Genomic DNA, 21,045 nt, shown 5'->3' with positions numbered 1-21,045 from the left:
ATCTGCCGTCAACCCCTGATTTGGTTTTTCTATCAGAATGTTCAAAAACCCTCCTTATATATAGACGCGCCCGCAACGAATGCGCAGTATATTGCCCAACACATAAAACAATACTCTCGCTTGCTACTTCGGACGATGCTACGTAATGAATGACCACCCCCGCAGCCTTGCCTCGACCCTGTTCTCGGTTGGCCTGCTCTTGATAGCCATGGCATCGATCCAGTCCGGAGCGTCCCTGGCCAAAAGCATGTTCCCGGTTATCGGTGCTCAAGGAACGACCACCCTGCGACTGATCTTTGCCAGTGTGATCATGCTGCTGTTGTTGCGCCCATGGCGAGCGAAGCTCACCGCGAAATCCCTGCGCACCGTTATCGTCTACGGAATGGCGTTGGGCGGCATGAACTTCCTCTTCTATATGTCCTTGCGCACGGTCCCTCTGGGTATCGCCGTAGCCCTGGAGTTCACCGGCCCATTGGCAGTCGCTATTTATGCCTCACGTCGAGCGATCGACTTTCTATGGATCGCTCTGGCAGCCTTGGGTTTACTGCTATTGATTCCGACAGGCGCCACCAGTGCAGGCATCGATCTGGTCGGCGCAGGTTATGCCCTTGGTGCTGGTGTCTGTTGGGCGCTGTACATACTGTTCGGCCAGAAGGCCGGTGCTGACAATGGGGTGCAGACCGCAGCATTGGGCGTGATGATTGCCGCCCTGTTCGTAGCGCCCATCGGCATTGTCCACGCTGGCACCGCGTTACTGACACCCTCGTTGATTCCCGTGGCCATCGGGGTCGCCATTTTGTCCACCGCCCTGCCCTACACCCTGGAGATGGTCGCCCTCACACGGATACCAGCCCGGACCTTCGGTACATTGATGAGCATCGAACCTGCGATCGGTGCACTGTCCGGCCTGTTGTTTCTCCAGGAATACCTTTCCCTGTCACAGTGGATGGCTATCCTGTGCATCATTCTGGCTTCCGTCGGCGCGACCCTGACCATGGGGAGTAGTGCCAAGCCTGTGGTCGCAGCGGATTGAAACAAGATTGACGCAGGTCTGGTATTTACCGCTCAATTAGGCCATGTTTAGGCTACGTAACTCAGTGTCAGACATGGATTTTTTCAGATAGGGATATCAGAACGCTTCAAGCAAAAGCGAATGCAGGCAGACCCAGGCACAGATCCGGGGCCGCTATTAAGGACAGCAATGAAACGAATTTTGATACTGATCGCCATACTTGCAATTACAGGTTGCGCGGCGACCTCGAAACCCCAGACGAAACACGGCAAGAAAGGACTGCATATCAACTGTTCGGGGCTCTCGTCGTCGTGGGACAAGTGCTACACCAGCGCCGCCAACTCGTGCGCGCCCAAGGGTTACAAAGTCATCGCCAAGTCAGGCGATGCGGTGGAAGAGCCCGGTGACTATCCGTTCGGCCTCAACCCAGCCGGCTACACCAGCCGCAGCATGATCGTCATCTGCAAGTAACCCTCCCTTCCTATCGGGCTTGTGTAGCCCGATAGGCGCTTCGCCCCGATGCTGCTAACGTTCGTCAGTCAATGACCGTTCAGCAAAGGGCGATATCCATGACTACCGCTATCAATAACAAGAAAACCGTATTGGTCGTCGGCGCAGGCGATGCCACCGGCGGCGCCATCGCCAAACGTTTTGCCCGTGAAGGTTATGTCGCCTGCGTCACACGTCGCAGCGCAGACAAACTCCAGCCATTGGTAGAGTCCATCGCAGCCAGTGGCGGCGAGGCCCACGGTTTTGCCTGCGATGCGCGTAATGAAGAAGACGTGATAGCACTCATTGAGCAGATCGAAACCGAGATCGGTCCCATCGAAGCGTTCGTCTTCAATATCGGCGCCAATGTGCCTTGCAGTATTCTCGAAGAAACCGCCCGCAAGTATTTCAAGATTTGGGAAATGGCCTGTTTCTCAGGGTTTCTCAACGCCCGTGAAGTGGCCAAGCGCATGGTCACCCGACAACGAGGCACGATCCTGTTCACCGGCGCCACTGCTGGCTTGCGCGGCGCCGCGGGTTTCGCCGCCTTCGCCGGTGCCAAGCACGGGATTCGCGCCTTGGCGCAAAGCATGGCCCGTGAACTGGGACCGATGAACATCCACGTCGCCCACGTCGTAGTTGATGGCGCCATCGATACCGATTTTATCCGCGACAACTTCCCGGAAAAATACGCGACCAAGGATCAGGAAGGCATCCTCAATCCCGAGCACATTGCCGATAACTATTGGTACCTGCACAGCCAGCCACGGGACGCGTGGACCTTCGAGCTGGATCTGCGCCCCTGGAGCGAACGCTGGTAAGCCCTCCTCTACAACAACAAGAAGAGCACATCGATCATGAGCAAAACCGTGGAGTTCTTTTTCGACCTCGGCAGCCCCGCCACTTACCTGGCCCATACCCAACTGCCGAATATCTGCAAACAGACCGATAGTCAGCTGATCTACAGACCGATGCTGCTGGGTGGCGTCTTCAAAGCTACTGGCAATGCGTCTCCCATCACCGTACCGGCCAAGGGTCGCTACATGTTTCAGGACCTGGACCGTTATGCCAAACGCTATGGCGTACCGCTGAAGTTCAACCCGAACTTCCCGATCAATACCCTGATGCTGATGCGCGCTGTCACAGGCATGCAACTACGCTATCCCGAACGCTCTCAGGCGTTTATCGATTGCCTGTTTCACGCCTTGTGGGTTGAGGGATGCAGCCTCGATGATCCAGCGACTGTTGCCGCCGTGCTGACGCAAAACGGTTTCGATCCAAACGAGGTGCTGGCACTGACCGCCGATGAGACCATCAAAGCCGCCCTCAAGGAAAACACCGAGGAAGCGGTGCAACGCGGTGTATTCGGTGCGCCGAGCATGTTTGTCGGTGATCAGTTGTTCTTCGGCCAGGATCGGCTGGACTTCGTCCTTGAAGCCCTGCGTGCGCAATAGCCAACGCCTGCCTATGAAATGAGCCAGGCGCTGGACACAGCGCCTGGACTCAAACCGCTCAAATAGCCGCGGTTCGGGTGTTCAACCATTCGAGGGCCGCACCATTGAGCAACGGGCTCAAGCGTTCACGCACCTCGGCGTGATAACCGTTGAACCACTGCTTTTCGTCTTCAGTCAGCAGCGATGGTTCCAGGCAACGGGTGTCGATCGGGCACAGGGTCAGGGTTTCGAATTTCAGGAACTCACCGAATTCGCTCTTGCCCGCCTCGCGGTTCAAGACCAGATTCTCGATCCGCACACCCCAGCGACCCGGACGGTAAGTGCCCGGTTCGATGGATGTGATCATCCCCGGCTGCATCGCGGTTTGCGGTGCAGCCGCAGCCTGATAGGCGATGACTTGCGGACCTTCGTGAACATTGAGGAAGTAGCCGACGCCATGACCAGTGCCGTGACCATAGTCGACGCTTTCGGCCCAGATCGGTGCACGGGCAATAGCGTCCAGCAACGGCGACAGAATGCCTCGTGGGAACTGTGCACGGGAGAGTGCAATCACGCCTTTGAGCACGCGGGTGCAATCGCGCTTCTGCTCGTCAGTCGGCGTCCCCACCGGCACCATTCGGGTGATGTCGGTGGTACCGCCCAGGTATTGGCCGCCGGAGTCGATCAGCAACAGGCCGTCACCCTCGATCACCGCGTGTTCTTCTTCGGTGGCGTGGTAGTGCGGCATCGCACCGTTGGCGTTGAACGCGGCAATGGTGTTGAAGCTCAGCGACACATAATCCGGACGCCGGGTACGCGCCGCGGTCAGGTGTTCGTCGATGGTCAGTTCGGTGATGCGCTCACGCCCCCAAGCCGCTTCCAGCCAGGCGAAGAATTCGCACAGCGCCGCGCCATCCTGCTCCATTGCCCGACGAATGTGCTCGGCATCCGCCAGGCTTTTCTGCGACTTGGCCAGGGTGGTCGGGTTCAAGCCTTCGAGCAGTTTCACGCCGCTGTTCAGGTTATCCAGCAGACCGGCCGTGACCCGCGCGGGATCGACTTGCAGGCTTGCGCCGCTCGGCACGGCGCGCAAGGCGGCGGCCACTTCGCTGTAATCGCGCAGGGTCACGCCGTCCTGTTCGAGAATGGCGCGCAGCTCGGCGCTCACTTTGCTCAGGGCGACGAATAAGGTGGCCTGCTGCTGGCTGATCAGGGCGAAGGACACGAACACGGGGTTGAACGACACATCGCCGCCGCGCAGGTTGAACAACCAGGCGATGTCATCGAGGGTGGCGATGAAGTGCCAATCGGCACCGCGCTCTTTCAGCGCCTCACGCAGTTTGGCGAGTTTTTCGCCACGGCTGACCGTCGCCTGAGGCGGCAAGTGCTGATAGATCGGCTCGTTCGGCAGACTTGGACGATCACTCCAGACGTCACTCAGCAGATCGATGTCGGTGCGCAGACGCGCGCCGCGCTCTTCGAGTTTGCTGCTCAAAGTACGCGCGGAGGCCACAGCCATCACCGCGCCATCGACTGCAACGACACCGCCTTCAGGGGTTTGCTCGGCCAGCCAATCGAGCGGGCCGGGTTGACCCGGTTGCAGCTTGACCAGTTCGATGCCGCTGCCCTTGAGCTCCTTGCTCGCTTGCTCCCAATAGCGGCTGTCGGCCCAGACACCGGCAAAATCCGGCGTGACAATCAGCGTGCCCACCGAGCCATGAAAACCCGACAGCCACTGCCGTCCCTGCCAATAGCCCGGCAGGTATTCCGACAGGTGCGGGTCGGCCGACGGCACCAGCAGAGCATGAATGCCCTCCCGGCTCATCAGCTCGCGGGTTTGCGCCAGGCGCTGGGGTACCAATCCATTGGTCAAAGGCTGTGTACTCATCGTGTCTCCTGCTAACCACTCATCATTATTATTCGGTGCCGATCGGGTCGGCGCTTAAGGACCTATCGCCCAGAATGCCGGAGCACTGGCGCAAGCCGCTTTAATCAGGTGTACCGCTTGATCGATATCCTGCTCGGTGGTGAAACGCCCCAGGCTCAAGCGAATGGTGCGACTGGCCGAGCGTGCGTCATGCCCCAGGGCCAGCAGCACATGGGACGGCGCATTGCTGGCGGAATTACAGGCCGAGGTCGCAGAAAACGCGATCGAGCTGCTCAACGCCGTGGAACTGAACTCGCCTTCGTTGAAGGTCAGGCTCAAGGTATGGGGAATGCGCTGGGTCGGGCTACCATTGAGACGCACGCCGGGGATGCTCAGCAGCGGTTCGAGCAAGCGTTCACGCAGACGCGCGATGGTGGCTTTCTCTTCATCGAACAATTGCGCCGCCAACGCGAAGGCTGCACCCATTGCGGCAATCTGGTGCGTCGCCAGCGTGCCGGAACGCAACCCGCCCTCATGACCGCCGCCGTGGATCTGCGCCTGCAGACGCTGCTGCGCACGAGGGCCGACATACAGCGCGCCGATGCCTTTGGGACCGTAGACCTTGTGCGCCGAGAACGACATCAAATCCACCGGCCACCGGGCCAGATCGATCACCACTTTACCCGCGCCCTGAGCCGCATCAACGTGAAATAACGCATCGCGATCACGCACCACCTGGCCGATGGCCGGGATGTCGTTGATGGTGCCCAGTTCGTTATTGACCAGCATCAACGACACCAGAAAGGTGTCCTCACGCATCGCTGCGCTGACCGCTTGTGGAGTAATCAGGCCTTCGGCATCGGGCACCAGATACGTCACCGCAATGCCTGCGTCCTGCAACTGTTTTGCAGTGTCGAGAATCGCTTTGTGTTCGATCTGGCTGGTGATGATGTGGCCGCCGGATACACCGCGGGCCTGGGCCACGCCCTTGAGGGCAAGGTTGTTGGATTCGGTGGCGCCGGAGGTCCAGACGATCTGTTCCGCCTGGGCGCCCACCAATTCGGCGACCTGGCGCCGTGCTTGCTCGACCGATTGCCGGGCCTGTTGGCCGAAGGCGTGGGAACTGGACGCTGGATTGCCGAAGTTACCGGTGAAACCCAGACACTCGACCATGACCTTGATGACCCGCTCATCCACCGGCGTGGTGGCGGCGTAGTCGAAATACAACGGACGTTTATTCATAAAAGACTCGCAGAGCGTGTTCCGGGATCAGGAAGCTCGTCACTGGAAGTTTCAAAGCGCCGCCTCATGAGCGACGCCGAATTTTCAGAACGACAGCAATACCTGATCGGAGGCCATTAAAGAAGAACAACTTCATTTAAAAGTGCGTAGGAACGCTCCTGAAGTCGAGCTTAACAGGCATCGGGCCACCGGATGAAGCAATGCGTCAGCTAAAACTGTCGAGCAATAACGGATACAGCGAAGCCACCAACAATAAGGCCATACCCCAGTTGAACAGCCGCAACCAGCGGCGATCGCGCAGCACATTGCGCAGCAGCGTGCCGCAACCGGCCCACACCCCGACGCTTGGCAGGTTGATCAAGGCGAAGACCGCGGCAATCACAATCACATTGGTGAAATAGCCCTGCATCGGCGTATAGGTGCTGATGGCACCGATGGCCATGATCCAGGCCTTGGGGTTGACCCACTGAAAGGCTGCCGCGCCCAAATAACTGATCGGCTTGCCCTCGCCCTGTTCACCCTCGGCGACCGGCCCGGAATGAGCAATCTTCCACGCCAGGTACAGCAAATACGCCGCGCCGACATAGCGCAACACGGTGTAAAGCATTGGATAGGTTTGAAACACCGCGCCCAGGCCGAAACCGACGGCGACCACCAGGACAAAGAAGCCGCAGGTGATGCCCAGCATGTGGGGAATGGTGCGGTTAAAACCGAAATTCACCCCCGAAGCCAGCAGCATGGTGTTGTTCGGGCCAGGAGTGATCGAGGTGACAAGGGCAAACAAGGCAAAGCCCAGCAGCAGGTCGAGCGAGAGTGTCATGGGGGACAATCCATCAGGGTCAGTCAGGTATTGACCCTATCGCACGCCTTGCGCAAAACCCATGGACAGTTGCGTGAAAGTTCGAGCAGTACAGTCGTCGCTCAGCTTGGGCGGCCGTGCAGCTGTACCGCGCGTTCGGCGTTCATCTCGCCTTGTTTGTCGAAACTGAACGATTTTGCCGGCTGGCCGAGCAATTCGGCTTTCTTCGCATGGTACTCCTCGAAGGACAAGCCACGACGATTCAGGGCCTCCAGCGCCAGTTCCCGGGTTTCTTCAGCGGTGTAGGGCCGCAATTCCGGTGAAACATGGCTGGCACATCCGGCGAGAACGGAGATGGCGAGCAGCAAGAAAGTGGCGAGTAGAGATTTCATTTCGGGCGTCCGCATATCTGTGTTTGGGGCAATGAACACAGGCTACCCGTGCCGCTCGAAGGGTAGAAATCAACGCTCTCGATAGTGGGTATCGGATCAAAGGATCGCAGCCTTCGGCAGCTCCTACATCAACCTTATATTTCCAAATTGAATATAAATATTAATTTAATGTCTTTCACGGAATAACAGAGAGTCTTTATAAACGACTCCATCGCCCCACGCACTGTTGCCCACGCAACTGTTTGCCAGGCAACAGTCAATCAACAAACACCCGGTCAAATCGAACAGCGCCTGCCAACAACCGCGCTGAAAGCCACGGAAAACGGGGCTCCCAAGGATTGGTACAGCTCTTGCTCAACTCCGGTGACTCATCACTGCTCGCTGAGCAACTGTTTAAAAAAGGAACTGATCATGTCGCGTCCATTGAAAGTCGTTGCCCTCTCCGGCGGTACCTGGCGTCCGTCTCGCACGTTGGTGTTGACCCAGGCGCTGTTGGCCGAACTGGCCGAGCAGTTGCCGATCGAGAGCAAGCTGATCGAACTGGGTGATATCGCCCGACCGCTGGGCGCCGCGCTGTCGCGTCAGGAACTGAGCGCCGACATCGAAGCCGAGTTGCAAGCGATCGAAAGCGCCGACTTGCTGATCGTCGCCGCGCCGGTTTATCGCGGCTCCTACCCAGGCCTGCTCAAGCACCTGTTCGACCTGATCGACCTCAACGCGCTGATCGACACTCCGGTGCTGCTGGCCGCCACCGGCGGCAGCGAACGTCATGCGCTGGTGCTCGATCATCAGTTGCGCCCGCTGTTCAGTTTCTTCCAGGCCTTGACCTTGCCGATTGGCGTCTATGCCACCGAAGCCGACTTCTCCAATTATCAAATAACCAGTGAGCCCTTGAAGGCCCGCATTCGTCTTGCTGCAGAGCGCGCGGCGCCGTTGTTCGGCGTGCACCCCAAAAATCTGCTGAAAATCGCTTAAGGATCTCTTCATGGATGTTTTCTGGTTTCTGCCGACCCACGGCGACGGCCATTACCTGGGCACTACTCAGGGCGCCCGCCCGGTGACCCTCAACTATTTGAAACAAGTGGCCCAGGCTGCCGACAGTCTGGGTTACCACGGCGTGCTGATTCCCACTGGACGTTCCTGCGAGGACTCGTGGGTGATCGCCTCGGCCCTGGTGCCACTGACCGAACGCCTGCGGTATCTGGTCGCGATCCGTCCGGGGATTATTTCGCCGACAGTTTCGGCACGGATGGCCGCGACTCTGGATCGACTGTCTGGCGGTCGCTTGCTGATCAATGTGGTGACCGGCGGCGACCCAGATGAAAACCGTGGCGACGGCAGTTTTCTCGATCACAGCGAACGCTACGAAGTCACCGACGAATTCCTGAAGATCTGGCGCCGCGTGCTGCAAGGCGAATCGGTGGATTTCGAAGGCAAACACCTGCGAGTGCAGAACGCCAAAGCGCTGTATCCACCAGTGCAGAAGCCTTATCCGCCGCTGTATTTCGGGGGCTCGTCCGATGCCGCTCATGACTTGGCCGCCGAGCAGGTCGACGTTTACCTGACATGGGGCGAACCGCCTGCCGCCGTGGCTGAAAAACTGGCCGATGTTCGAGCGCGCGCGGCGCGAAACGGTCGCACGGTGAAGTTCGGGATTCGCCTGCATGTGATCGTGCGCGAGACGGCCGAAGAGGCCTGGAAAGCCGCGGACAAACTCATCGAGCACATCAGCGACGAGACCATTGCTGCCGCGCAAAAGTCGTTCTCGCGATTTGATTCCGAAGGCCAGCGGCGCATGGCCGCGTTGCATGACGGCCGTCGCGACAACCTGGAAATCTCGCCCAACCTGTGGGCCGGTGTCGGTCTGGTACGCGGCGGTGCCGGGACTGCGCTGGTGGGTGACCCGCAGCAAGTGGCGGCGCGGATCAAGGAGTACGCGGACTTGGGGATCGAGAGTTTCATCTTCTCCGGCTACCCGCATCTCGAAGAGGCTTATCGCTTTGCCGAACTGGTGTTCCCGCTGTTGCCCGAGCCATATGCCAGCCTGGCCGGACGTGGCGTCACCAACCTCACCGGGCCGTTTGGCGAAATGATTGCCAATGATGTGCTGCCGGCTCACGCCAAAGCCTGATGCGATCTGTAGGAGCGAGGCTTGCCCGCGAAGAACGATAACGCGGTGCCTCCGATACACCGCGGTGCTTGCTTCGCGGGCAAGCCTCGCTCCTACAGGAAAACGTCGTTCATAAGAGGAACCCCGCGTGACTGCCAAGCCGCTAAGCGCCCTGTTGTCCCCCTTGCAGACCGCCCGCCAGCTGGCCGCCGAGTTTGCGCTGACCGCTGTCGAGCGCGATGAACGCGGTGGTACGCCGAAAGCCGAACGTGATGCCTTACGCCACAGCGGCCTGCTCGCTTTAAGCATTCCCGTCCAGTACGGCGGTCTCGGCGCCAGCTGGAGCGAAACCCTGACCATCGTGCGCGAGTTCGCCAAGGTCGACAGTTCAATCGCTCACGTCTTCGGTTTCCATCACCTGATGCTCGCCACCGTGCGCCTGTTCGCCCGGCCCGAACAATGGCAACCGTGGTTTGAACAAACCGCGCGCAAGAACTGGTTCTGGGGCAACGCCCTCAACCCGCTGGACACCCGCACCGTGGTAAAAAACCTCGGTAGTTGGCGCGAGTTTTCCGGCAAGAAGAGCTTCTGCTCCGGCGCCAGTGATTCGGAAATGCTGATCGCCTCGGCCGTCGATGAAAGTGCCGGCGGCAAGTTGTTGATCGCCGCGATTCCCAGTGGGCGCAGCGGTATCACGCTGCACAACGACTGGAACAACATGGGTCAGCGCCAGACCGACAGCGGCAGCGCCACGTTTGAACGGGTGCGGGTCGAAGAGTCGGAACTGCTACTCGACCCCGGCCCGTTGAGCACGCCATTCGCCTGTCTGCGCCCCTTGATCGCCCAGCTCACGTTCACCCATATGTTCCTCGGCATTGCCGAAGGCGCTTTCGAAGAGGCGCGGCAATACACCCTCACTGAAACCCGTCCGTGGCACAAATCCAGTGCTGCGGATGTGCGGCAGGATCCTTACGTACTCGGCCATTACGGCGAATTCTGGGTGGCACTGGAAGGTGTTCGATTGCTGGTACAACGCGCCGCCGAATTGCTCGACAAGGCTTGGGCCAAGGGGCCGACTCTGAGCGCCGAGGAGCGCGGACATCTGGCCACCGCCATCGCCACCGCCAAGGTCGCAGCGACGCGCAATGGCCTGGAACTGTGTAGCCGTTTGTTCGAAGTGACCGGCGCCCGTTCGACTCATGCCTCACTGCGGCTGGACCGCCACTGGCGCAATCTGCGCACGCAAACCCTGCACGACCCGGTGGATTACAAACTCCATGAACTGGGTGACTGGGCGCTGAACCAGTCCCTGCCGATCCCGACCTTCTATTCATAGCCTTCCACTCATGGAGCCTGTCCCATGCAACTGCTGACCTTACCGCCCTCGCCCGCGCTGGCCACCTCGATTCGCGCTACGGCGCAGGTGTTCGAAGACCCGAAATCCCAGGCCCTGCTCGCGCACTTGCAGCAGGTCGCGCCGAGTGAGGCCAGCGTGCTGATCATCGGTGAAACCGGCACCGGCAAGGAGCTGGTGGCGCGGCACATCCACAACCTCAGCGCCCGGCGCAACCGGCCATTCGTGGCGGTGAACTGCGGCGCATTCTCCGAATCGCTGGTGGAGGCCGAGCTGTTCGGCCATGAAAAAGGCGCCTTCACCGGTGCGCTGAGCGCCAAGGCCGGCTGGTTCGAAGAGGCCGATGGCGGCACCTTGTTCCTCGACGAAATCGGCGATCTGCCAATGGCGATTCAGGTAAAACTGCTGCGTGTGTTGCAGGAGCGCGAAGTGGTGCGCCTGGGTTCGCGCAAGAGCATTCCCATCGATGTGCGAGTGCTGGCGGCGACCAACGTGCAACTGGAAAAAGCCATCAACGCCGGACACTTTCGCGAGGACCTGTATTACCGCCTTGACGTGGTCAGCCTGGAACTGAGCCCATTGCGCGAACGCCCCGGCGACATCCTGCCGCTGACCCGGCATTTCGTCGAAGCCTACAGCCAGCGTTTGGGTTACGGCAGCATCACCATCAGCAAAGAGGCCGAACACAAACTGCGCAGCTACAGCTGGCCCGGCAACATCCGTGAACTGGAAAACGTCATTCACCACACCCTGCTGATCTGCCGCAATGGTGTGATCGAGCGCGATGACTTGCGCCTGTCGAACATGCGCATCGAGCGTCAGGACGACCACCACGCCAACGTCGACGACTCACCGGAAGCCTTGCTCGATCGGGCCTTTCAAAAGCTCTTCGAGCAACAGGCCGGCGCGCTGCACGAGAAAGTCGAAGATGCGTTGCTGCGGGCAGCCTACCGCTTCAGCCACTACAACCAGGTGCACACTGCTGCCCTGCTGGGGCTGAGCCGCAACGTAACCCGCACCCGGCTGATCAAGATCGGCGAACTGGCGGTGAATAAACGCCGACCCACGGAGAACGTACAGGGTGAGCGTTTGATGCAGTTGTCGATCTAGCTGGTCAGATGACAATGCAGTGCGTTGTCGTGGCTAAGCGCCAGGCTATGCAGCACCTGAAATGAGCCGAAGGTGACAGTTTTCGCCCGATGGGCGCGAATCAGCTGCCAGAAATCCTGCTCGCCACTTTCAAAGCTCTGAAAGGCTGCTTCCCCGGCTTCGCGGGATTGCCATTGCAGGTAATTGAGCACCCGTCGGCCATCGTCGCTGGCCTGGATGCTGGCACTCAGAAACCCTGTGTAGCCTTGGGCCAGACGTTCGGTGTGCGCCGACAGGGCCGACACCAGCGCGGCCTGCTGACGGGGCTCGATCTCGAATTCGATCAGTTGGGTGAAGCTGCGATTTTTCTCTGGCGCGTGCATGAATAGTCCCCACTCACTGTAAGCCGGATCTTGCGATCCGAAGGCCTGCAGGGTAAAACCTCGAGCTAACTAGAGGTCAAGGGCATTTTTTAAATGATCACCTCGCAAAACCTGCATAAAGAACTGACCGTCGGCCAAGTGGCCGCCCGCAGTGGTGTGGCGGTCACGGCGCTGCACTTTTATGAATCCAAGGGCCTGATCAAAAGCAATCGCAATCAGGGCAATCAGCGGCGTTATCCGCGGGAAGTGTTGCGCCGGGTGGCGCTGATAAAAGTGGCTCAGCGCTTGGGGATTCCGCTCGCGGAGATTGGCGAGGCGTTGAAATCCCTGCCGGATAACCGTGCACCGACGGCGGCGGACTGGAAAGTGTTGTCGGCGCAGTGGAGCCGGGATCTGGATGAGCGGATCAACCAGCTGACCTTGCTGCGAGACAGGCTTAATGGCTGCATCGGGTGCGGATGTTTGTCGATGGAGGCGTGTCCGCTGCGTAACTTTGGTGATGTGTTGGGTGAGCGCGGGCCGGGCGCGCAGTTGCTTGAGTCGGGGGTTGATCGGAAATAGCGGCGCGGCTATCGCGAGCGGGCTCGCCCCCCACATTGGATCTGTTTTCAGACCCAATACTCGTTCACGACACAAAACTATTGTGGGAGCGAGCCTGCTCGCGATGGAGTCCTGCCAGTCGATGGTGGTTTGGGAAGTATCTGCTGCTCGTCGGGCACTCGGTTGTGAGGAAAGAGGCTGACCTATAGTTATTCGACCGGAAATCGGCGAAGGAACACCTTAACCCCACAATAAAAGGAGAACCGTCATGAGCGTAAAACCTATTCCAGAGGGTTATCACAGCATCACCCCTTACCTGGGCATTCAGAAAGCTGCCGAAGCCATCGACTTCTATAAGAAGGCCTTTGGCGCCACCGAAGTCATGCGCCTGGCCATGCCCGATGGCGGCATCGGGCATGCTGAACTGCGTATCGGCGACTGCCCGATCATGCTTGGCACACCCTGCGACCAAGGCCCACTGAGCAACCCGGACAACTCGCCGTCCGTCGGGCTGCATCTGTATGTGAACGATGTGGACAAGTCCTTTAAGCAAGCCATCGATGCCGGTGCCACGCAGGTGTCCGAGGTCAAGGATCAGTTTTATGGCGACCGTTCGGGGACCTTGAAGGATCCCTACGGGCATTTGTGGTTTCTGGCCACGCGCAAGGAGGATCTGACTCAGGAGCAGATCGAACAGCGGGCGAAGGAGATGTTTAAGCAGGGTTGAGTTTTTCAGTGAATGTTCGGGCCTCTTCGCGAGCAAGCCCGCTCCCACAGTTGATCTTCGTCGGACACAGAAAGTGTGCACACAGAAGATCCAGTGTGGGAGCGGGCTTGCTCGCGAAAGCGGTTTGACATTTAACAGCGATGTCGACTGACACACCGCTATCGCGAGCAATCCCGCTCCCCCCACAAGGCAGAAGCGAGAAACATTTACTTTCATATCCCCTTTCGGGATTTCCGATGCTCATACGTCTTATTTAGATGCAGTCGGTTGCGTAGGCAAAAGCCGCGGCCGGACTTTTCATGGACCACAACGCTGGGAAGCCCGCAGCAGAGGTCCTCTCATCGAAACAAGACCTTTAATCATGTCGAAGAAATCCCGCTCAAAACTCTGGTTTCTGGTCCATAGCTGGCTGGCGCTGCCCGTCTGGTTCTTTGTACTGATCGTCTGTGTGACCGGCACGCTGGCGGTGGTCAGTCAGGAAATCGTCTGGCTGGCCAATCCGCAAATGCGCGCCAGCCCGCCTTCGGACGACGCGCCGCTGCTCAGCTATGACCAGATCATCGCCGCTATCAAAAAGGCCGAACCCCAAACGCTGGTCGAGAGCATCAGTCGCCCCGACGAGTCGCATTTCGCTCTGGACGTGGAAGTCAATTACCCTGACGGACGCTCGGTAACGGTCTATGTGAACCCCTACAGCGGGGTGATTCAGGGCACTGCTCCGACATTCAATTTCAAGGCGTTCACGCGTGCACTGCATGGTTGGTGGCTGGTGCCGTTCACCAACGGCTATAGCTGGGGCTGGTATCTGGTGTCGTTCCTCGGGCTGCCGATGCTGGCGTCGCTGGTGACCGGGCTGGTGGTCTACAAACGGTTCTGGAAAGGCTTCTTCCGACCGACCCTGCGCTTTCGTCATGGCGCGCGGATTTTCTGGGGCGACTTTCATCGACTCAGCGGTATCTGGTCGATCTGGTTCATCGCGGTGATTTCCATCACCAGTACCTGGTTCCTGATTCAGGCGTTCATGTTCGATAACCAGATTTCAATCTCCACCGCCCCGGTGGCGCCGGTGGTCCCGCGTGAAAGCGTGCCTCTCACCGCCGATGGCGCGCCGGCACCGATGATTAGCCTGGAGACGGCGACCCGCGAGGCCAAGGAGCGCATTCCCGGCCTGGAAGACAGCTTTGTCAGTATGCCCGCCAATGCCTACAGCTACCTCGAGGTGGGCGGGCGCAGCTGGTATCCGTTGATATTCCAGACCGCCGAGATCAACCCGTACACCGGCGACGTCGCCGTCACCCGCCTGCTCTCGGACCGCTCGGGGCTGGAACTGGTGACCGAATCGATGCGTCCGCTGCACACCGGGGATTTCGGCGGTATCTGGATCAAACTGATCTGGTTCTTCTTCGGCCTGATCCTGAGCATGATGGTGCTCAGCGGCCTGTTGATCTGGACCAAGCGCACCGCCCTGGCCACGGCCAACGCCCTCAAGCGCAGCAATAAACGCCCACGCAGTCAGACTGCTCTGGTAACGAGCCGGGAACTCACGGAGGTCAGCCAATGAGCCTGTTCGCCGCAGAAAAACCGAGCTCCAAATTGAACCGCTTCTGGCACAAATGGCGCTTCCACATCAACGTTCTGCTGGTGTTGGTGCCGCTGGGATTCATGCCCAAGTACTTCGCCAATGCTGCACTGTTTCGTGGTGACACCGGTTTGGGTGAGCGGGAAATCGGTGAGGTCCAGGTTGGCCCCTGGAGCCTGCGCCTGGCCGAATTCCGCAACGAAGCACCGCGGCCCGATGGCTCGGCCGGTTACACGAAGAACTTCAACTCGGCGCTGTGTGACATCTGCCGCGATCAGGTCAAGGCGACTTACCTGCGCATCGGCAAGCCGCGCAGCCTGCGCGCCGCCGGGGTGATTTTCTTCGGCACGCCGTACCGCATGGGTGCGACGCTGCCGATCCCGGTAAAAACCAAAGCCGACGCCGAACTGTGGATCACCATGGAAGGTTGGGACGGCGCCATGCATCAAGCGTCTATCCCCCTGAGCCAGGCATCCCCGGCCACCCTCGCCTGGCTGAACAAACAAGGAGGCAAGCCATGAGCAACGCTTTTCGCCCCGTTCTATTGATGTTCTGCGCCGCCTTCAGCACCAGCGCCCTGGCTCACAACCCGATGTGCGAATGCAAGGCCATCGACGCCGAACAGATCCAGTGCACCGGCGGTTTCTCCGACGGCAGCGGCGCGCCGGGCGTGACCCTGGACGTGATCGGCTACGACGAAACCATTCTGGTGCCGGGCAAACTCGGCAGCGATTCGACCCTGACGTTCAAGAAGCCCGGCGCCGAGTTCTACGTGCTGTTCGACGCCGGTCCCGGCCACGTCGTCGAGATCGACCAAGCGGACATCCAGGCCCCATGACTACACCAACCACGCACGTCGTCCGCCCGGCCGGTGCCGGCCATGAAACCCTTTATGTATTGCTGTTGTGCCTGATGATCCTGGCGGTTGCCGGCTCGGTGGTCGCCTGGCGCGGCGAGGCTCAGGAGGTGAGTAGCGTTGGCAGCCATCAACTGGATGCCCGTCGAGACCTGAGCGCCTCCGAGCAAGGCATCTACGCCGACCTGCGGGTCACGCTGGATGAAATTCATCTGTTGCGTCAGGAACAGCAGGCGTTGCCCACACCCGCCACCCTCGCCGATGAAGGCTTTGCGCCGTTTGCCCGGGACGCCAGTTCCGTCAGCCGCGGTGGCCATGCCTGGCAGTTGCTGGACACCAAGGCCTACTTCGGCCAGAGCCAGGCCCCAATCGTGGCCGGTTCGTTTCTGATGCGCTTGACCGCTGAAGACGACACCGCGCCGGACATCTGGCTCAACCGTGGCAGCGCCCTCCCCGCGCCGAACGATCTCACCGACGCTGCGCTCAACGGCGCCGGCTGGCAGCAAATCGTCGCGCAATTCGATGCCGGCGTCACCCGCCAGCATCGGCATTGAACCCTCGCCTTCACCCGAGAGAAGACCGCTTTCCCATGCCTAGTTCATCTCAACGTCATTCCCTTTTACGCCTGCTGCTGGTCGGCCTGTTTGCCTGTTTGCTGACACCTCTGGCCAGTGCCGATGAAGCCAAGCGCCTGCGCATCGGCATTACCCTGCACCCTTATTACAGTTACGTGGCCAACATCGTCGGTGACAAAGCCGAAGTGGTGCCGCTGATCCCGGCCGGTTTCAACCCGCATGCCTATGAACCTCGGGCCGAAGACATCAAGCGCATCAGCGGGCTGGACGTGGTCGTGCTTAACGGTGTGGGCCATGACGACTTCGCCGACCGCATGATCGCCGCCAGCGAAACCCCGAACATCAAGGTGATCGAAGCCAACGAAAACGTGCCCCTGCTGGCCGCCACCGGTGTCGCTGCACGGGGCGCCGGCAAGGTCGTCAATCCGCACACGTTCCTGTCGATCAGTGCGTCCATTGCCCAAGTCAACAACATCGCCCGGGAACTGGGCAAGCTCGACCCGGCCAACGCCAAGACCTACACCCAGAACGCCCGCGCCTACGGCAAGCGCTTGCGGCAGATGCGCGCCGACGCCCTGGCAAAACTGACCCAGGCGCCGAATGCCGAGCTGCGCGTGGCCACGGTGCATGCCGCCTACGACTATTTGCTGCGCGAGTTTGGCCTGGAAGTGACCGCCGTGGTCGAGCCGGCCCACGGTATCGAACCGAGCCCCAGCCAGCTGAAAAAGACCATCGATCAGCTGCGGGAGCTGGACGTGAAAGTAATCTTCTCGGAGATGGATTTCCCGTCCACCTATGTCGAGACCATCCAGCGTGAATCGGGGGTGAAGCTGTACCCGTTGTCGCACATTTCCTACGGCGAATACACCGCCGACAAGTACGAAAAAGAAATGACCGGCAACCTCAATACCGTCGTCCGCGCGATTCAGGAGTCCGGCGCATGACCGCTAAAGAAACCATCAGCCCGACCGCCACCCCTGTGGGAGCAAGCCTGCTCGCGAAGGCGTCCAGTCAGTCAACATCGTCGTTAAATGACACGCCGCATTCGCGAGCAAGTCGGATCGCCGCACCGCCGCTCCCACAGGTTTCGGGGCCGACGCTGGATTTCGCCGAGGTCAGCCTCACGCTGGGGCGCACGACGATCCTCGACAAGGTGACCTTTGAGGTCCAGCCCGGCAGCGTGCACGCACTGGTCGGCCCCAACGGTGGTGGCAAGAGTTCATTGATCAAGACGTTGCTCGGGCAGATGCCGCATCAAGGCCGCTTGAGCCTGCAATGGCCCACTGAACCGGGAACCATCGGCTACGTGCCACAGGCGCTGGAGTTCGATCGCGGTTTACCGATGACCGTCGACGATTTCATGGCTGCCATGTGTCAGCGGCGCCCGGCATTCCTCGGTTTGAGCAGGCATTACGCAGCGGCGATTGGCGAAGCCCTGGAACGGGTCGGCATGCAGGACAAACGCAAGCGGCGCATGGGCGCGTTGTCTGGCGGTGAGCGCCAGCGCATTTTGTTGGCGCAAGGACTGATTCCGGCGCCGCAATTGCTGGTGCTCGATGAACCGATGTCGGCCCTCGATGAGGCTGGTATTCAGGTGTTCGAACGGCTACTGGGCGACTGGCGCCAGAGCGGCATCACCGTGCTGTGGATCGAGCATGATCTGGAAGCGGTCGGGCGACTGGCGGACCGGGTTACCGGGCTCAATCGCCGGGTGCTGTTCGATGCCACACCGAAGCAGGCACTGACCCCGGAGCGACTGCTGACCTTGTTCTCGACCCATCCCCGGAGTGCTGCCTGATGAGTTACGAAGCCTTTCGTTTGATGGTCCAGGGTTGGGCCTCATCGGGTTACCTGCCGGAAGCGCTGGCCTATGGATTTGTGGTCAATGCCCTGCTCGCCGGGCTGTTGATCGGCCCGGTGTTGGGCGGCTTGGGTACGCTGGTGGTGGTCAAGCGCTTCGCGTTTTTCTCCGAAGCGGTGGGCCATGCGGCGCTGACCGGTGTGGCCATCGGCATTCTGCTCGGTGAACCCTATACCGGGCCTTATGGCAGCCTGTTCGGTTACTGCCTGCTGTTTGGCATTTTGCTCAACTACCTGCGTAACCGCACGGGGCTGGCGCCGGATACTTTGATCGGTGTATTCCTTTCGGTGTCGTTGGCCCTGGGCGCCAGCCTGTTGTTGATTCTGGCGGGCAAGATCAATGTGCACATCCTGGAAAACGTGCTGTTCGGTTCAGTGCTGACCGTCAACGGCAATGACCTGCTGGTATTGGCGATCGTCGGTTCACTGGTGATGGCGCTGGCCCTGCCGCTGTACAACCGCATCATGCTTGCCAGTTTCAATCCGCAATTGGCGGCGGTGCGCGGTGTGGCAGTGAAGACCCTGGATTACCTGTTCGTGATTCTGGTGACCCTGATCACGGTGGCGGCGGTGAAAGTCATCGGTGCGATCCTGGTCGGTGCGCTATTGGTGATTCCAGCGGCGGCCGCGCGATTGCTCAGCCAGTCGCTGAAGGGTTTCTTCTGGTGTTCGGTGCTGATCGCCACGGTGAGCACGCTGTGCGGAATCCTCGCGCCGATTGTCTTTGACCTGCCTATCCCGTCCGGTGCCGCGATCATTCTGGTGGCCGGTATCGCCTTCGCCCTGGCCGCGATTGCTCGCGGCATCGTCCCAAGTCTGAAAGGGAACCTCGGATAAATGTGTTTTTCTCTGCGTCAATTGACCTTGGCATTGACCTTCACATTGCCCCTGTGTGGGCTGGTCACCACACCGCTGCTGGCGGCTGACAGCGCCAGACCGTTACGCGTGCTCGCCTCCCTGCCCATCACCTACGGCCTGGGCGAAGTTCTGCTCCAAGGTACCGACGTCAACCTTGAACGTGCGGCGCCATCAAACCTCCCCGGCAGCCGGCAAACAGCTTACTTCACAGGGCGTGGCGCCCCGGCGCTGGCCAAACTGGCGACCGACGCCGATGCGGTGATTGGTCTGCGGTCGCTGTGGGCGGATGATCCGCTGTACCCGATCTCACGGCGCAGCAATATCCGCATCATTGAAATCGACGCCGCCCGCCCGGTGGACGGCGCCCTGCCTGGTATCGCCGTGCAGCCTGGCAGCAAGGTCGACGGTTTGAACAGTCAGCCTTGGTTGGCCAGTAACAATATGGGCCGCATGGCGGATGTGATGGCGGCAGACCTGGTGCGCCTGGCGCCAGCAGCCAAACCGAAGATAGATGCCAACCTGGCAGCGCTCAAACAGCGCCTGCTCAAGCTCAGCGCCGACAGCGAGTCACGCTTGGCCGATGCAGACAACCTGAGTGTGATGAGCCTGAGCGATCATTTCGGCTACCTGATCGGCGGTCTTAATCTGGAGCTGATCGGCCTCGATGCACGACCGGATGCCGAGTGGACGCCCGAAGCGCTGACGCAATTGGGCGCAACGCTCAAAAACAATGATGTGGCGGTGGTGCTGCATCATCGCCAGCCGTCGGATGCGGTGAAAACGGTGATTGCCGAGGCTGGCAGTCGGTTGGTGGTGTTGAGTGTCGATGCGGCGGATCCGGTGGCAGAATTGGAAGGGAATGTGGATTTGGTGATCAAGGGGTTGAACGGTGCGTAACGTCAGTTAGACCGCGTTATCGTTCTTCGCGGGCAAGCCTCGCTCCTACAGGTTTTTGTATTGATCACGGTATGTGTGGACACCCCAAACCCTGTAGGAGCGAGGCTTGCCCGCGAAGGCAATTTCAAGCCATGAAAAAGCCCGCTGACCGTCACCGGTTCAGCGGGCTTCTTTTTGCGCGGTGACTCAGTGAGCCACAGCCGCCTGTTCTTCCATTTTCTGGCGCAGGCTCAGTGGACGCATGTCGGTCCAGACCTCTTCGATGTAGGCCAGGCATTCCTTTTTCATCCCGCTCTTGCCCACGGTGCGCCAGCCTTGTGGCACGGCCTTGTAGTCGGGCCAGATCGAGTATTGCTCTTCGTGGTTGACCACGACCTGAAAGAGGATGTCCTCGCGGTCGAATACTGACGTCATGCTGTCTCTCCATCGCTGTAGGGTGGGCTGCACGCCGTGCGCAGCCGTTATGTAGAAGGAACGTTCAAGGCACCAAAAAATTTAGAGAGTGGCGATGGCTGCAGCCATGGCCCTGCCGAAAATGTCGGCCACCCGATCGATTTCCGTGGCGGTGATCACCAGCGGCGGCAGGAAACGCACGACTCCGCCGTGACGCCCGCCCAGCTCAAGGATCAACCCGCGCTTGAGGCATTCGCGCTGCACCAGCGGTGCCAGACGAGCGAATATCGGTGGATGACCCTGAGCATCCGGCACGCCGCTCGGATCGACCAGTTCGACGCCCAGCATCAAGCCACGTCCGCGAATATCGCCCAGTTGCGGGAAGTCCCGCTGCAGGATGTGCAGGTGTTCACTCAAGCGTTCGCCCATGGCGGTGGCGTGCTCGCACACCTTGTGCTCCGTCAGGTAGCGCATCACCGCAGAGCCTGCGGCCATGGCCATCTGATTACCGCGGAAGGTCCCGGCATGGGCGCCCGGCAGCCAGGTGTCGAGCCAGTCGCGATAGACCACCACCGCCAGCGGCAGGGTGC

At 60.0% G+C, this 21,045-nt stretch carries 25 protein-coding genes; 18 read left to right on the top strand and 7 right to left on the bottom strand.

Annotation, left to right across the window (positions count from 1 at the left end; genetic code table 11):
• Positions 1–145 precede the first annotated feature (145 nt).
• The 4 genes from rhtA to PMI30_RS24900 all read left to right on the top strand — a co-directional run bounded on the left by rhtA (position 146) and on the right by PMI30_RS24900 (position 2,955).
• On the top strand, positions 146–1,033 hold the full coding sequence (gene rhtA, locus PMI30_RS24885) for a threonine/homoserine exporter RhtA (protein WP_008006499.1): 888 nt from the start codon (positions 146–148) through the stop codon (positions 1,031–1,033).
• Between the two features lie 168 nt (positions 1,034–1,201).
• Complete coding sequence (locus PMI30_RS24890) at positions 1,202–1,483, top strand: hypothetical protein (RefSeq protein WP_008006497.1); 282 nt, start codon at positions 1,202–1,204, stop codon at positions 1,481–1,483.
• A gap of 98 nt (positions 1,484–1,581) precedes the next feature.
• A complete protein-coding gene (locus PMI30_RS24895; protein ID WP_008006495.1) occupies positions 1,582–2,322 on the top strand; it encodes an SDR family oxidoreductase in 741 nt (246 codons plus the stop codon).
• Between the two features lie 36 nt (positions 2,323–2,358).
• The gene (locus PMI30_RS24900; protein WP_008006492.1) at positions 2,359–2,955 is read left to right on the top strand and encodes a 2-hydroxychromene-2-carboxylate isomerase; all 597 of its coding nucleotides are present in this window, start codon (positions 2,359–2,361) and stop codon (positions 2,953–2,955) included.
• 58 nt (positions 2,956–3,013) lie between these two features.
• Here PMI30_RS24900 and PMI30_RS24905 read toward each other — a convergent pair whose 3' ends face one another.
• From PMI30_RS24905 to PMI30_RS24920, 4 genes are all read right to left on the bottom strand, one after another.
• The gene (locus PMI30_RS24905; RefSeq protein ID WP_008006490.1) at positions 3,014–4,822 is read right to left on the bottom strand and encodes an aminopeptidase P family protein; all 1,809 of its coding nucleotides are present in this window, start codon (positions 4,820–4,822) and stop codon (positions 3,014–3,016) included.
• A gap of 54 nt (positions 4,823–4,876) precedes the next feature.
• Complete coding sequence (locus PMI30_RS24910; RefSeq protein ID WP_008006488.1) at positions 4,877–6,043, bottom strand: cysteine desulfurase family protein; 1,167 nt, start codon at positions 6,041–6,043, stop codon at positions 4,877–4,879.
• A 205-nt stretch (positions 6,044–6,248) separates the two neighbouring features.
• Entirely contained in the window at positions 6,249–6,863 is a 615-nt protein-coding gene (locus tag PMI30_RS24915) for a LysE family translocator (protein ID WP_008006486.1), read from the bottom strand.
• A 101-nt stretch (positions 6,864–6,964) separates the two neighbouring features.
• Positions 6,965–7,234: a hypothetical protein gene (locus PMI30_RS24920; protein WP_008006484.1), complete on the bottom strand. Its 270-nt coding sequence runs from the start codon at positions 7,232–7,234 to the stop codon at positions 6,965–6,967.
• A 411-nt stretch (positions 7,235–7,645) separates the two neighbouring features.
• Between PMI30_RS24920 and msuE the strand changes: the two genes are divergently transcribed.
• The 4 genes from msuE (at position 7,646) to PMI30_RS24940 (ending at position 11,808) form a co-directional block, all read left to right on the top strand.
• A complete protein-coding gene (gene msuE / locus PMI30_RS24925) occupies positions 7,646–8,209 on the top strand; it encodes an FMN reductase (protein ID WP_008006482.1) in 564 nt (187 codons plus the stop codon).
• Between the two features lie 10 nt (positions 8,210–8,219).
• Positions 8,220–9,365 carry an FMNH2-dependent alkanesulfonate monooxygenase gene (gene ssuD, locus PMI30_RS24930; protein WP_008006481.1) on the top strand — a complete coding sequence of 382 codons (1,146 nt, stop codon included), beginning with the start codon at positions 8,220–8,222 and terminating at the stop codon, positions 9,363–9,365.
• 127 nt (positions 9,366–9,492) lie between these two features.
• On the top strand, positions 9,493–10,680 hold the full coding sequence (locus PMI30_RS24935; RefSeq protein WP_008006478.1) for an acyl-CoA dehydrogenase family protein: 1,188 nt from the start codon (positions 9,493–9,495) through the stop codon (positions 10,678–10,680).
• Between the two features lie 24 nt (positions 10,681–10,704).
• On the top strand, positions 10,705–11,808 hold the full coding sequence (locus PMI30_RS24940; RefSeq protein ID WP_008006476.1) for a sigma-54 interaction domain-containing protein: 1,104 nt from the start codon (positions 10,705–10,707) through the stop codon (positions 11,806–11,808).
• Here PMI30_RS24940 and PMI30_RS24945 read toward each other — a convergent pair.
• Positions 11,805–12,170 (bottom strand): antibiotic biosynthesis monooxygenase, encoded by a 366-nt coding sequence (locus PMI30_RS24945; protein WP_007906557.1) that lies wholly within the window; start codon positions 12,168–12,170, stop codon positions 11,805–11,807. The genes PMI30_RS24940 and PMI30_RS24945 overlap by 4 nt on opposite strands.
• Positions 12,171–12,263: 93 nt before the next feature.
• Here PMI30_RS24945 and soxR point away from each other — a divergent pair, with 93 nt between their 5' ends.
• The 10 genes from soxR (at position 12,264) to PMI30_RS24995 (ending at position 20,062) form a co-directional block, all read left to right on the top strand.
• Positions 12,264–12,731, top strand: a complete 468-nt coding sequence (soxR, locus tag PMI30_RS24950; RefSeq protein WP_008006474.1) for a redox-sensitive transcriptional activator SoxR — start codon at positions 12,264–12,266, stop codon at positions 12,729–12,731.
• A gap of 247 nt (positions 12,732–12,978) precedes the next feature.
• On the top strand, positions 12,979–13,437 hold the full coding sequence (locus PMI30_RS24955; protein WP_008006472.1) for a VOC family protein: 459 nt from the start codon (positions 12,979–12,981) through the stop codon (positions 13,435–13,437).
• Positions 13,438–13,798: 361 nt separating this feature from the next.
• Complete coding sequence (locus PMI30_RS24960) at positions 13,799–14,998, top strand: PepSY-associated TM helix domain-containing protein (protein WP_008006470.1); 1,200 nt, start codon at positions 13,799–13,801, stop codon at positions 14,996–14,998.
• The gene (locus tag PMI30_RS24965) at positions 14,995–15,537 is read left to right on the top strand and encodes a hypothetical protein (RefSeq protein ID WP_008006468.1); all 543 of its coding nucleotides are present in this window, start codon (positions 14,995–14,997) and stop codon (positions 15,535–15,537) included. Before PMI30_RS24960 ends, PMI30_RS24965 begins: the two co-directional genes overlap by 4 nt.
• Entirely contained in the window at positions 15,534–15,854 is a 321-nt protein-coding gene (locus PMI30_RS24970; protein ID WP_008006467.1) for a hypothetical protein, read from the top strand. Before PMI30_RS24965 ends, PMI30_RS24970 begins: the two co-directional genes overlap by 4 nt.
• Positions 15,851–16,426, top strand: coding sequence for a DUF6162 family protein (locus PMI30_RS24975; RefSeq protein ID WP_008006465.1), 576 nt, complete (start codon positions 15,851–15,853; stop codon positions 16,424–16,426). Before PMI30_RS24970 ends, PMI30_RS24975 begins: the two co-directional genes overlap by 4 nt.
• A gap of 35 nt (positions 16,427–16,461) precedes the next feature.
• Positions 16,462–17,391 (top strand): metal ABC transporter substrate-binding protein, encoded by a 930-nt coding sequence (locus tag PMI30_RS24980; protein ID WP_008006463.1) that lies wholly within the window; start codon positions 16,462–16,464, stop codon positions 17,389–17,391.
• Entirely contained in the window at positions 17,388–18,245 is an 858-nt protein-coding gene (locus PMI30_RS24985) for a metal ABC transporter ATP-binding protein (protein WP_008006461.1), read from the top strand. The genes PMI30_RS24980 and PMI30_RS24985 overlap by 4 nt, the downstream gene beginning before the upstream one ends.
• Positions 18,245–19,144 carry a metal ABC transporter permease gene (locus PMI30_RS24990; RefSeq protein WP_007906536.1) on the top strand — a complete coding sequence of 300 codons (900 nt, stop codon included), beginning with the start codon at positions 18,245–18,247 and terminating at the stop codon, positions 19,142–19,144. The genes PMI30_RS24985 and PMI30_RS24990 overlap by 1 nt, the downstream gene beginning before the upstream one ends.
• Positions 19,145–20,062 carry a metal ABC transporter substrate-binding protein gene (locus tag PMI30_RS24995; protein ID WP_008006459.1) on the top strand — a complete coding sequence of 306 codons (918 nt, stop codon included), beginning with the start codon at positions 19,145–19,147 and terminating at the stop codon, positions 20,060–20,062.
• A 186-nt stretch (positions 20,063–20,248) separates the two neighbouring features.
• On the opposite strand, the gene PMI30_RS25000 is transcribed toward PMI30_RS24995, so the two are convergent.
• Positions 20,249–20,476 carry an MbtH family protein gene (locus PMI30_RS25000; RefSeq protein WP_008006457.1) on the bottom strand — a complete coding sequence of 76 codons (228 nt, stop codon included), beginning with the start codon at positions 20,474–20,476 and terminating at the stop codon, positions 20,249–20,251.
• Positions 20,477–20,557: 81 nt separating this feature from the next.
• A partial coding sequence (locus PMI30_RS25005; RefSeq protein ID WP_008006454.1) for an aminotransferase class III-fold pyridoxal phosphate-dependent enzyme occupies positions 20,558–21,045 on the bottom strand: 488 nt, incomplete at its 5' end.

Source organism: Pseudomonas sp. GM50, from assembly GCF_000282375.1.
Taxonomy (GTDB): domain Bacteria; phylum Pseudomonadota; class Gammaproteobacteria; order Pseudomonadales; family Pseudomonadaceae; genus Aquipseudomonas.
The sequence above is the reverse complement of the archived record's forward strand: the minus strand, read 5'-3'. Positions and strand labels throughout refer to the sequence as shown.

Coding starts and splice junctions, on each gene's coding strand:
- rhtA (WP_008006499.1), top strand. CDS start 146: ATGAATGACCACCCCCGCAGCCTTGCCTCGACCCTGTTCTCGGTTGGC.
- PMI30_RS24890 (WP_008006497.1), top strand. CDS start 1,202: ATGAAACGAATTTTGATACTGATCGCCATACTTGCAATTACAGGTTGC.
- PMI30_RS24895 (WP_008006495.1), top strand. CDS start 1,582: ATGACTACCGCTATCAATAACAAGAAAACCGTATTGGTCGTCGGCGCA.
- PMI30_RS24900 (WP_008006492.1), top strand. CDS start 2,359: ATGAGCAAAACCGTGGAGTTCTTTTTCGACCTCGGCAGCCCCGCCACT.
- PMI30_RS24905 (WP_008006490.1), bottom strand. CDS start 4,822: ATGAGTACACAGCCTTTGACCAATGGATTGGTACCCCAGCGCCTGGCG.
- PMI30_RS24910 (WP_008006488.1), bottom strand. CDS start 6,043: ATGAATAAACGTCCGTTGTATTTCGACTACGCCGCCACCACGCCGGTG.
- PMI30_RS24915 (WP_008006486.1), bottom strand. CDS start 6,863: ATGACACTCTCGCTCGACCTGCTGCTGGGCTTTGCCTTGTTTGCCCTT.
- PMI30_RS24920 (WP_008006484.1), bottom strand. CDS start 7,234: ATGAAATCTCTACTCGCCACTTTCTTGCTGCTCGCCATCTCCGTTCTC.
- msuE (WP_008006482.1), top strand. CDS start 7,646: ATGTCGCGTCCATTGAAAGTCGTTGCCCTCTCCGGCGGTACCTGGCGT.
- ssuD (WP_008006481.1), top strand. CDS start 8,220: ATGGATGTTTTCTGGTTTCTGCCGACCCACGGCGACGGCCATTACCTG.
- PMI30_RS24940 (WP_008006476.1), top strand. CDS start 10,705: ATGCAACTGCTGACCTTACCGCCCTCGCCCGCGCTGGCCACCTCGATT.
- PMI30_RS24945 (WP_007906557.1), bottom strand. CDS start 12,170: ATGCACGCGCCAGAGAAAAATCGCAGCTTCACCCAACTGATCGAATTC.
- soxR (WP_008006474.1), top strand. CDS start 12,264: ATGATCACCTCGCAAAACCTGCATAAAGAACTGACCGTCGGCCAAGTG.
- PMI30_RS24955 (WP_008006472.1), top strand. CDS start 12,979: ATGAGCGTAAAACCTATTCCAGAGGGTTATCACAGCATCACCCCTTAC.
- PMI30_RS24960 (WP_008006470.1), top strand. CDS start 13,799: ATGTCGAAGAAATCCCGCTCAAAACTCTGGTTTCTGGTCCATAGCTGG.
- PMI30_RS24965 (WP_008006468.1), top strand. CDS start 14,995: ATGAGCCTGTTCGCCGCAGAAAAACCGAGCTCCAAATTGAACCGCTTC.
- PMI30_RS24970 (WP_008006467.1), top strand. CDS start 15,534: ATGAGCAACGCTTTTCGCCCCGTTCTATTGATGTTCTGCGCCGCCTTC.
- PMI30_RS24975 (WP_008006465.1), top strand. CDS start 15,851: ATGACTACACCAACCACGCACGTCGTCCGCCCGGCCGGTGCCGGCCAT.
- PMI30_RS24980 (WP_008006463.1), top strand. CDS start 16,462: ATGCCTAGTTCATCTCAACGTCATTCCCTTTTACGCCTGCTGCTGGTC.
- PMI30_RS24985 (WP_008006461.1), top strand. CDS start 17,388: ATGACCGCTAAAGAAACCATCAGCCCGACCGCCACCCCTGTGGGAGCA.
- PMI30_RS24990 (WP_007906536.1), top strand. CDS start 18,245: ATGAGTTACGAAGCCTTTCGTTTGATGGTCCAGGGTTGGGCCTCATCG.
- PMI30_RS24995 (WP_008006459.1), top strand. CDS start 19,145: ATGTGTTTTTCTCTGCGTCAATTGACCTTGGCATTGACCTTCACATTG.
- PMI30_RS25000 (WP_008006457.1), bottom strand. CDS start 20,476: ATGACGTCAGTATTCGACCGCGAGGACATCCTCTTTCAGGTCGTGGTC.